Origin of the sequence: Aminivibrio sp., from assembly GCF_016756745.1 — a bacterium.
Taxonomy (GTDB): domain Bacteria; phylum Synergistota; class Synergistia; order Synergistales; family Aminobacteriaceae; genus Aminivibrio.
The window spans coordinates 1-10,208 of record NZ_JAESIH010000040.1 but is presented as its reverse complement, the minus strand read 5'-3'; the positions used below and the strand labels follow the sequence as shown (position 1 = coordinate 10,208).

Sequence of the window (10,208 nt, the reverse complement as noted above, 5' to 3'; positions counted from 1 at the left end):
ACTGCTTCCCGGGGAAGGCGTCCACTGTGACCATCGCCTTCTGCCCTTCCTTGACCCGGGGGATGAGGCGTTCCGGCACGGTCCCCGAGACTTTCACTTTCTCCCTGCGGGCAAGAATGAAGGCCGGTGACTGGGAGACCGTGTCTCCAGGGTCTATGTGCCGGGTGAGAACCACCCCGGAAATGGGGGCAGTGATGGTGTGGTATCCCAGCATAATTTTCAGCTGGTTCAGCGCTGCCCTGGCCTCCTGGACCTGCCGGGCGGCCATCCTGGCCTCGCCCCGGGCACGGTCGAACTCCCGGCGGCTCACCACCTGCTCCCCGTAGAGGGCTGAAATGCGCTCGAAGTCGGCGGCGACTACGGAAGAATAGCTCAAGGCACGGCCGAGCACCGCCTCGGCCTGGAGGATCTGCTGGCGGAGCAAGCTGTCGTCCACAATGGCGAGAGGATCCCCTTCCTTGACGGAATCTCCTTCGGAGACAAAAACCCGGAGGACCGTTTTGCCCGGTACCTTGCATACTACGGCGGCTTTCTCCTCCGGTTCGATGTCGGCGGCGAAAGACACCCTGTCCTCAAAGGTCACGTTTTTGAGATGGACTGTTTCCACCGGAAGGACTTCAAGGGCAGGAGCGCCGCTTTCCGCTGTTTCCTTCTCGTGCCATCTGTAGACGATGAGCCCGCCGAAAAGAAACATAAAAAGCAGAAGAGCAAGCACTTTTTTCATTCCTCAGCCTCCTTGAAAAACGCTTTTCCGGTGCGGCCCATGGCCCAGTCTATTTCGGCCCTGGCTTTTTTCGAGTCGTACACTCCTTCCACCAACTGGTTCCTTGCGTTTGTGAGGGCTACGGCCGCGTCGAGCACGTCGATGTTGGTTCCCACCTGGGCCACGTAGCGTTTCAGGGCCATGCGGTAGTCCTCTTCCGCTGCCGCCACCATGGCTTTTCCCACATCAATCCTCCTGAGGGAGGATTCGAAGTTCGTCCGGGCCACGGAGATTTCGAGCTCTATCTGCCGCTTGAGATCCTCCGCCTGGTGGAGCAGTTCTTCCGCTGCAGCCTTTGCTTCCCTGGCCCGGGAGGAGGACTCGCCGCCGTCAAAAAAATTCCAGGTGGCCTGGAGAGTAATCTTCCAGTCATCCATTTTTGAAGGAAAGAAGGTATCGTCCGCCCTGTAGATCTCACCGAAAAGGACAACCCTTGGCCCTCCCGAAGCCCGGGCCGCTTTGGCGGAAAGCAGGGCGGAATGCATGGCCCTGTCCAGGGCCCGCATCTCCGGCCGGGAGGAGAGCCCTTCCGCCACCGGGTCGGAAGGGAGGGGAGAAAGTTCATCGGGAGCGTCCTCCGCCGTAAGGGTGAATACCGGGCGGAGGGGTATTCCAACTGCCCTGGAAAGACCGTGCCATGCCACGTCCACGGCGTTCATTGCCCGGATGCGGCCCAACTCGGCCTCGGAGACGGAAACTTCTACCCGGAGAACCTCGTTTTTCGCCACCACACCGTTCCGGAAGAGAGCCTGCACGTGCCTGAGGTGCTCCTTTGCCAGAGCAAGGGTCTCCTCCGCTACGGAAAGCCTCCCTGCCGCCCGCCGCAGGTCGTACCACGCCGAAGTAACAGCCCACTCAACTCCCTGGGCGGTGCGCTTCTCCGCAGCCTCCACCCCCTGAAGGGCAAGTCGGCGGGAATCCACGGAATACCTGACGGCACCGCCGCTGTAGATGAGCCGGCTCAGCGTCAGGGCCGCATTCCAGGTGGTCCTGAAGCCGGCCTGAGCATACCCGACCTGCTGCCCCCCGATGAATACCGGGTAGACCGGATCCCTGTCTGCCGTCTGGTAGAGAAGGGAAACCCCAAGTTGGGGCAGTGCCGCAGCGGCTGCCTGCCGTATCCGCTCCCGTGCCTGAGCGATCCGCTGGCGGCCTGCAGCCAGAGCGGGATTGTTTTCTGCTGCCAGGGAAAGAGCCTTTCCCAGGGAAAGAGGCTCCGCTCCATGCGCCGTCAGTGCCTGCAGGAGAATCAGGAAGAAAAGACACAAAAGGGAGAAAAACTTACGGTACATTACCGATCCCTCCCAAAACCGAACAGATGAGGAACCTCCAGTTCCGTCTGGCTTCTTCCCTTGTAATCGTAAGTTCGATGTTGAAAATGATGCCGTTCAGGATGCCTTCGAACATGTTGACAAGGTCACGGTGACTGATCCCCCGTCGGATAAGGGTGTTCCCGGGGAAAACTGTTTCGAAGACAGAGATCACGTCCTCGGTGATAGAGGTTCGCAGAGCGGTGACGAGTTCGATCATTTCTTCCCGGCCCCGCATGGCCTCAAGCTGCAAGTGAACGAAAAGAAGCCTGCGGACAGGGTCGTCAGCGAAGGCATCGATGAGCCTTTCTCCCCGGGTGAGAAAGAAATCCATGGCTTCTTCTGGGAGCAGTTCGAGCCCGGGAGGCAGGACTATGTTCTTGAGCCGCTCCGCCTCTTCGGCCACCACAACCTTGTACACTTCCCACTTGCCTGGAAAATACCAGTACACCGCCCCCTTGCTGACTCCGGCGTTCCTTGTTATGTATTCCATGCTGGTTCCATAAAACCCTTTGGCGGCGAATCCTTCCCGGGCCGCCCTGAGAATAGCCTTGCGTGCTTCTTTGACTTCTTCCGCCACGAAAATCCCCCCCGACCGTTCGGTAGGTACGACTATACTCCATACCGAACGGTCAGTATAGAAAGGAGGTAAAAAAGGACAGGCCTACGGCCTGTCCTGAAAACACTGCAACGATCGTTCGATTAACGCTTTGAGAACTGGCGAAGTCCCCGGGCACCCTTCTGGCCGAACTTTTTCCGTTCCACCATGCGGGGATCCCTGGTGAGAAGCCCGTTCTTTTTCAGGACAGGACGAAGCTCGGGATTGAGCTTCAGAAGCGCCCTGGCGATTCCGAGCCGTACCGCACCGGCTTGGCCGGTCAGGCCGCCGCCGGAAGCACGGACAAAAACGTCGATCTTTCCTTCAAGTCCGGCGGTTTTCAGTGGCTGAAGAGCGCTGAGCTGCCACGCAACTCTCGGGAAATAATCTTCCACAGTCCTTTCGTTGACTTTAATCGTCCCGTCGCCGGGGCGAACCCGCACGCGAGCCAGGGCGCATTTTCTTCTTCCTGTTCCCCAGCAGTATGCTGTATTCTGCATCGAGTCTTTTCCTCCTCCCCGAAATTTACACTTCAATGGCAACGGGCCGCTGCGCCGCGTGAGGGTGCTCCGGTCCCGCATACACTTTGAGTTTCCTGTGGAGCTTGAGGCGCGTTCTGGGGAGCATACCCTTGACGACTCTCTCCATGAGTTGCACAGGCTTCTTGTCCATCATGTCGCCGTAGGTGGCGGAGCGGAATCCCCCGAGGTAGCCGGTGTAGTAATGGACGGTGCTCTTGAGTCTCTTGTTGCCGGTGAGCTTCGCTTTCTCAGCGTTGATGATCACGACAAAATCGCCGCAGTCAACGTGGGGGGTGTAAGTGGGTTTGTTCTTCCCCATGAGAATCTTGGCGACCTGAGACGCTATACGGCCAAGAGGCTTGTCCGTGGCGTCAACGATATACCACTTGTGCTCGACCTTTTCTTTTACGGCCATAAAGGAACGACTGTCCGACATGGAATTTCCTCCTTCATTCTCTTTCCTGTTTCATTTTTCTATAGTCAAAGATCACACAAACGCCGATGGAGGAAGCACCGTCCCAAGCATCTCGGGGAACGTGGCAGGGTTCCCCGGGGCTAGCTTTCTCCGCCGACGCGGCGAAATGATACACTGTTCGACTCCGGTCCTTTATTTTACACGAATGAGCCGGGGGTTTTCAATCCTCCCGGGTAATCTTCCTCTTTTCGCTATGGGAAGCCCGTCGATTTCCTTGATATCCATGGTCATATCGATGGGATCCCCATGGGAGATGTAGCTTCCGACACCGAAAGAATCAGCTCCCGCCGCTGCCAGTTCCCGGATCCGGTCGGGATAGAGCCCGCCGGAGGCTATGATCTTAACATTCCTGTACCCGGCAAGGTCTAGGCGATATCGAATTTCCCGGACAAGGTCCGGTGACACGCCGCCCCGTTCGCCTGGGGTGTCGAGCCTGACGGCTGAGAGCTTGTCACCCAGGGCTTCCGCAACCCGGAGGGTTTCCTCCGCTTCATCCTTGAAAGTGTCCACAAGGACGATTCTCTGGTCATCGGGAGGCATGACGGCATCATAATGCTTCGCCAGCGCCACCGTATCACCTATGAGGAGTACCGCCGCATGGGGCACCGTACCCATCGGGTCGATACCGGCGAGCCGGGCACCCAGGATACAGCTGGCCCCGGCGCACCCACCCACCCGGACGGCGCTCCGCTCCATAACGGGGGCGATGGCCGGATGAACGTGCCTGGCACCGAAGCAGAGGACGGGCTTCCCATCCGCCGCGTCAACACAGGCCTTTGCCGCCGTGGCCCATGAGGTCGCACTCGCAAGCATTCCAAGGAGGACCGTCTCGTAGAGGCCGAACTCTCCGTAGGGACCGCAGATCCTCACGAGGACTTCCTTCGGCGAGAAGGAATCCCCCTCCCTGAGAGCTTCGACTTCCACGTTTCTGTCACCCAGGAGGGTCATCACTTCCTCAAGGCCGGCAAAAATGCCGTTCTTTCGCGCGAAAACCTCAGCGGTAACCCGGGTGTACAGACGTCCTGCATTCCGGAGAACATCCCGGGTCTTGACGAAGTATACATCAGTAGTACATCCGCCGAGAATTTCTTCGTGCGTGGCCGAATGAAGCCTTTTTTCTTCCACAGAGTACTTCCGGACGTCCTCGAAACCATCAAGAGGCCCGGAAGTGCCGCAGCGGTTTCCAGAGTTCATGACAGCCTAGTAGAGAACAAGAATGATGGATGTGATCATGAAGAGTCCGGTCAGGACCACGGTAATCTTCGAAAGTCCAGTGAAGCGCTGCCACTGGTTCCCCCCCATGTCGGCCTGGGTTCCCCCGCCGAAGATTCCGGAGAAGCCGCCCTGCTTTCTCTGCTGCAGGAGAACGACACCCGAAAGGGAAATGCAGAGCAGTATGTGGACAATACCAAGAATGGTCTTCACCTTGCGCACCTCCTAAAAATAGGAACCAATTCCAGACAAAGCGTTATTCTATCACAGATATACGGGAAAGGATATCCAGCAAACGATACCCCGCTACAGCCCTGTGAGAAATCTTTCTTTTTATCTCGTCGGGGATTTCCCCGAAGGTCCCATCGTATCCTGCAGGTGAAAATATCGGGTCATAGCCGAATCCGCGAGTCCCCCTCGGAGCGCTGACGACTTCACCGGGGCACTCCCCCTCGGAGAGGAGGCAGACCCCGTCTGAAGGAAAATAGAGGGCAAAGGCTGCCACGTACCGGGCAAACCGGTCTTCTTTTCCCTTGAGGGCATCGAGCATCCACCTGATGCGGGCAGGGTCATCCTCCGCCATCCGGGCGGAATAAATGCCGGGCTTCCATTCGAGGGCCCTCACCTCAACTCCGCTGTCGTCGGCCAGGGAGGGAATGCCTGTGAGAAGAGCCCAGGCCCTTGCCTTGAGCCGGGCATTCGCACTGTAGGTGGTGCCGGTCTCTTCTACGTCGAGGGAGGCGTGTTCCGGGCCGAAGAGTATATCCACCCCCAGCGGGGAAAACAGGTCCACCACCTCGGCGAATTTTCCCCGGTTGCCGCTGGCGAAGAGGATGCCCTCAGGAAAGAATCGTTTCGCCGTCTTCAATGCCGAGTGCTCCCTTCTGGAGTTCTATGATTTCGCGCGTTCCCTTTCCCGCCAGGAGGAGAAGGGCGGAGAGGTCGCCGGATGTGAAGACGGAACCTTCCCCTGTCCCCTGTATTTCCACGAACTCCCCCCGGTGGTTCATCACCACGTTCATATCCACCTCTGCGGCGCTGTCCTCTTCATAACAGAGGTCCAGGAGGGGGGAGCCGTCCACTTTTCCCACGCTGACCGCAGAAAGAAAAAATTTGAGGGGCAGTACCCGGAATATGTCTTTCTCCCGAAGGGAGCGGAGAGCGTCGAAGAGGGCGACAAACCCTCCCGAAACTGCGGCGGTTCTCGTCCCTCCGTCGGCCTGGAGCACGTCACAATCGAGGATAATGGTCCTCTCCCCGAGAGCTTCCATGTCCACGCAGGCCCGCAGGGAACGACCGACAAGGCGCTGGATTTCTGCGCTTCGCCCGTCGGGGCCGCCCCTGGAAGTCGATCGGGGAACCCGGACGGAGGTGGACCTCGGAAGCATGGCGTATTCGGCGGTCACCCATCCCCGTGCCGTGCCCCTAAGGAAGGGAGGGACTTTTTCTTCCACCGTGGCGGTGCACAGTACCCTGGTCTCGCCGAAGGAGGTCAGAACTGATCCCTCGGCATAGCGGGTAAAATTTCTCTTGAAGGTGACGGGACGGAGTCCGTCTTCCATCCTGCCGTCAATACGGATCGTCATGGCAGCAAGACTCACTTGGGAAGCTGCCAGGGCACCGTAAGGTCCACCGGAGCCCCTTCCGCGGGAACTTTGCCGTTGACCAGAAACCGGACCTTGGTAATGGGAGGGAAATTCTCCGTTATGGTCCGCACGACTGCAGTTATGAACAGGGTGCTCTCCTTCGCCCCGAGTTTCGAAAGGGAGGTGATGAAAGGCCCGTTCAGGTTCAGGAACAGGGTATCGCCGCTCCTGAACACGTTGAGCACCTTCATGTCCTGTGAGAACCCGCCCGGTACAAGGGAGAGAATCTTGCCGAACACCTGGCGGATGTCATCTTCCATGATGCCTGAAAGGATGTCGGTTTTCTCGGAAACGATGGTCCCTTCCTTCGGGAAATAGACTGAGAAGGCCACTTTACGGGCATTCACCCGGATTTCAGTGCTTCCTCCCTCGATGACCCCCTGGGCTTCCTGCCGGTCGGAGACTACGTCCTTCCTCATGAGAATATCTTTTTTGTCGAGCATCCTCAGGGCGAGAGAGGTCCCCACGTAGCCGGCGACGAAGCAGAAAACCACAACGCCCAGCCAGGCTATGATCCGCATGAGAAGCGGGGCTTTTTTCGTTTCCGATTCTTCGGCCCTCCTTCTTCTCACCGGCCGCCGCTCTTCACGGAAGGGCAGCGGTTCTTCCTCCTCTTCTCTCCGCCGTACTTCAAAACCGTCATCATAGTCGTCGTATTTCCGGGGCATGATTTCATTCTCCTCCCTCGGTCAGAGTTCCCTTCAGGGTCAATTGTTCACCAGGTACTGGGCAATTCCCCCGGCCAGGGAAGCCGTCATTTTTTCCTGGTATTTTTTGTCGCCGAGCATTCGGGCCTCGGATTTTTCCGTGAGAAAACCGGCTTCAATGAGCACCGCAGGCATGGCCGCTCCCCGAAGTACGAAGAAGGGGGCCTGGGCAACCCGGCGCATCTTTATGCCTCTGCCTGAACCTTCTTTAAAGAGGCATTCGGCAAATCCGGTGCTTTCGTTTATTTTCGCGTTCTGCTGCATATCTCCGAGAATGCTGAGCAGCATCCTGGTCTTTTTGTCCGCTGCCTGGGCAGATTCCCCGCTGGAGCCCTCGGCGATTTCCCTGTTTTCAATGATGGCGAGCTGCATGGCATCCTTGTCAGTGGGGAGGGCCATGATGTAAATTTCCATTCCTGTGGCATGGCGGCCGGGCGGAAGGGCGTTTGCATGGATGCTGACAAATACGTCGGCATTCCATTTGTTTGCCAGATCAGTCCTCTGCTGGAGGGTGATGTAGACATCCCTGTCCCTGGTCAGCCGTACGTCATATCCGTCCTTTTTCAGCTTCTGGGCGAGAAGGAGGGAAACCGAGAGATTAACGTCCTTTTCCCGGATGCCGTTGGCCACCGCACCAGGGTCCTTTCCGCCATGGCCGGGGTCGATGACGACGATTTTGGGCCCCGAATTCCGCTTGGGATCCAGGACCGGTGCAGGAGATGCCGCAGGTTTGGATGGGGGGGGCGTTTTTGAAGGCCGCGGGGCTTTCACCGATGCCTGAGTCCCGGCCCTGGCATAGTCAATGACGATCCGCGGGGGACCTTCCAGGGGAATGATTTCCTTCAGGGGAAGGGAGGAGGAAAACTCGAGGACCACCCGGTCGCCGAAGTTGACCGAGGACACCTTCACTTCGCCGTGGGGAGAGGAAAGGTCCGGCACTCCGGACTTTCCCAGGAGGAATGGAACCTTCACCGATCCGCCGTCCTGCTGTATTTCCGGCGCATGCGGGCCTTCGTAGTCCAGGACCACTCGGATCTTGTCTTCGTCGCTGCCCCATCGTATGGCGGAGATCACGGGGCCCCCGGCCGGGAATGGCTGGGCGACGGGAACCGGGGCTGCAGGTGCCCGGGATTTGGGGGCGGAAGGGGTTCCCGCAGTGGGCGTGCCCTCCCAGCGAAGATCCCCCTGCTTACCCGAACGAACAAGGAGGCCGTTGAAGAGTTTGAGGGCCGAACGGCTTTCCACGAGCCATTCCTTCCCCTCCTGAACAGTAGAGGCGGCCAGGGGAACAAGTTCGGCGTCAAGCCATGCCGCCGCCGCACCGGCCACGAGCTGGAGCTTGCTCCGTCCGGCCGTCACGATGAGCGTATCCTCTTTTTCAGACGTCTCGAGACCGAGCACACCGGCCATATCCCGGGCGGACACCATAATATTGGAACCTCTTTTTTCCGCTGCCACCTGTCCTGTCCTGGAGGATCCGGAGTACAGGTCCATAACGTCCGCCCCCGCTGCAGGGAGGACGGACAGTACAAGGGCGGCAACGAAGACCGCCGCAAGGTTAAGAACCCGCAGCCGCAACGTCCCGCACCACCAGGGAACAGGCCCCGGTGCTCCCGTAAAAACGAAAATCGTTACCGACAAGGTCGATAGTGTTCAGGATATCCTTAAGGTTTCCGGCAATGGTCATACCTGAAACTGCACCTCCCAGTGCGCCTCCCGAAATCGAGACGCCCTTGATTCCGAGGGAAAACTCCCCGCTCACGGGGTTGATCGTGTGGAGCCCCAGAAACTCGGCGACATAAATCCCTTTCCCCACCTGGAGAAGAAGATCCTCCGGCGTCCACTGCCCGGGAAGAAGAGACAGGTTGGAACAGTCAACATCCGGAGTGCCGGAGACGGAACGGCTCGCGTTTCCCGTGGACGCCACGCCGTCAATCAGGGCGTACTTGAGATTGTAAAGCCACGCGGAGACAACTCCCTTCGAAAGAAGGGGGGTCGTTGTGCACGGAACTCCTTCCCCGTCGAAGGGAGCTGAGCCCATGCCCCGCCGGAGGAGGCCATCGTCCACAAGAGAAAGGGCCGGCGAGGCGACTTTTTCCCCGAGCTTTCCCCTGAAGAAGGATTTGTTTTTGTGAATGTTGGACGCAAGAAAGAGCTCCCCGAGGACATCCACCAGGGAAGCCGCCGCTTCTCCGTCAAGGACGAGATCGTACCGTCCCGTGGGAAGGGGTTTCCCGCCGAGAACCATGGCGGTACGGCGCACAGCTTCGGCGGCCGTCTTCCGGGGATCGAGCTCCGAGAGAAAACGGCTGTCGTCCCCGTACCCTCCCATCTCCATGACTCCTCCGTCTGACAGGACCACCGATACTCCGCACCCGGCACTGGTTCCGGAGTACCAGCAGGAGGCTCCCTCCGAGGACCTGTAGTGATGTTCCCCGCTTCCCTCGCCCCAGGATGCGCTCCGGACGGATACCACCCGGGAATCGGCGTCCCTGGCAATCTCCCACATTTCCCTGCAGACGGACATGCGGTATTCCGGGGTAACCACCGGGACCGATTCGTCGAAGAGTTCAAGGTCGGGAAGTATGCCCGGGCCTTCCGGGGCGAGCCTGATGTGGGGGTCAGGCTCGGAAGAAGAACAGTTGTTCAGGCTCCATACCACGAGTTCCTCGAGGTGGCGCCTGTCCAGGGAGTTCACGTGGGCAACCCCCTGCCGTCCCTGCCTGTCCAGAGTTCTCAGCCCGATGCCGAGAGATGTGCCCGAGGTGTTTTTTTCGGGAACACCGTCCCGAAGAGAAAGAGAACTTCCCTGTCCGAAGCTGTAGACTACATCCGCTCCTGCGGCTCCCCTGGCGAGAGCTTCGCCGACCAGGAATGCGGAAGCCTCTTCCACGGCGTGGCGGGCAGGAGCCGGCATCACGAAGCGGAGACCTCCTCAAGGATGATTTCCGCCGCCCGGACAGCCTGCTCCCGGGT

The 10,208-nt window shown here is 58.9% G+C and carries 12 protein-coding genes; all 12 read right to left on the bottom strand.

All coding sequences use genetic code 11. The features are described 5' to 3' along the window. On the bottom strand, positions 1–724 hold a 724-nt coding region (locus JMJ95_RS05025), incomplete at its 3' end, for an efflux RND transporter periplasmic adaptor subunit (protein WP_290683282.1). Beyond that, positions 721–2,055, bottom strand: coding sequence for a TolC family protein (locus JMJ95_RS05020; RefSeq protein ID WP_290683280.1), 1,335 nt, complete (start codon positions 2,053–2,055; stop codon positions 721–723). The genes JMJ95_RS05025 and JMJ95_RS05020, both read right to left, overlap by 4 nt. Next, a complete protein-coding gene (locus JMJ95_RS05015; RefSeq protein WP_290683278.1) occupies positions 2,045–2,653 on the bottom strand; it encodes a TetR/AcrR family transcriptional regulator in 609 nt (202 codons plus the stop codon). The genes JMJ95_RS05020 and JMJ95_RS05015 overlap by 11 nt, the downstream gene beginning before the upstream one ends. A gap of 122 nt (positions 2,654–2,775) precedes the next feature. Next, positions 2,776–3,171 (bottom strand): 30S ribosomal protein S9, encoded by a 396-nt coding sequence (gene rpsI, locus JMJ95_RS05010; RefSeq protein WP_290683276.1) that lies wholly within the window; start codon positions 3,169–3,171, stop codon positions 2,776–2,778. A gap of 25 nt (positions 3,172–3,196) precedes the next feature. Beyond that, the gene (rplM, locus tag JMJ95_RS05005; protein WP_290683274.1) at positions 3,197–3,628 is read right to left on the bottom strand and encodes a 50S ribosomal protein L13; all 432 of its coding nucleotides are present in this window, start codon (positions 3,626–3,628) and stop codon (positions 3,197–3,199) included. 171 nt (positions 3,629–3,799) lie between these two features. Beyond that, entirely contained in the window at positions 3,800–4,861 is a 1,062-nt protein-coding gene (locus JMJ95_RS05000; protein WP_290683272.1) for a nicotinate phosphoribosyltransferase, read from the bottom strand. Between the two features lie 6 nt (positions 4,862–4,867). Continuing rightward, the gene (gene secG / locus JMJ95_RS04995; RefSeq protein WP_290683270.1) at positions 4,868–5,092 is read right to left on the bottom strand and encodes a preprotein translocase subunit SecG; all 225 of its coding nucleotides are present in this window, start codon (positions 5,090–5,092) and stop codon (positions 4,868–4,870) included. Positions 5,093–5,135: 43 nt separating this feature from the next. After that, positions 5,136–5,747, bottom strand: a complete 612-nt coding sequence (rdgB, locus tag JMJ95_RS04990) for an RdgB/HAM1 family non-canonical purine NTP pyrophosphatase (RefSeq protein ID WP_290683268.1) — start codon at positions 5,745–5,747, stop codon at positions 5,136–5,138. Next, a complete protein-coding gene (gene rph / locus JMJ95_RS04985) occupies positions 5,719–6,459 on the bottom strand; it encodes a ribonuclease PH (protein ID WP_367153757.1) in 741 nt (246 codons plus the stop codon). Before rph ends, rdgB begins: the two co-directional genes overlap by 29 nt. A gap of 17 nt (positions 6,460–6,476) precedes the next feature. Continuing rightward, positions 6,477–7,193: a GerMN domain-containing protein gene (locus JMJ95_RS04980; protein ID WP_290683264.1), complete on the bottom strand. Its 717-nt coding sequence runs from the start codon at positions 7,191–7,193 to the stop codon at positions 6,477–6,479. Between the two features lie 39 nt (positions 7,194–7,232). After that, on the bottom strand, positions 7,233–8,810 hold the full coding sequence (locus JMJ95_RS04975; protein ID WP_290683262.1) for an N-acetylmuramoyl-L-alanine amidase: 1,578 nt from the start codon (positions 8,808–8,810) through the stop codon (positions 7,233–7,235). After that, complete coding sequence (locus tag JMJ95_RS04970) at positions 8,791–10,149, bottom strand: TldD/PmbA family protein (RefSeq protein ID WP_290683260.1); 1,359 nt, start codon at positions 10,147–10,149, stop codon at positions 8,791–8,793. The genes JMJ95_RS04975 and JMJ95_RS04970 overlap by 20 nt, the downstream gene beginning before the upstream one ends. Positions 10,150–10,208: the final 59 nt, after the last annotated feature.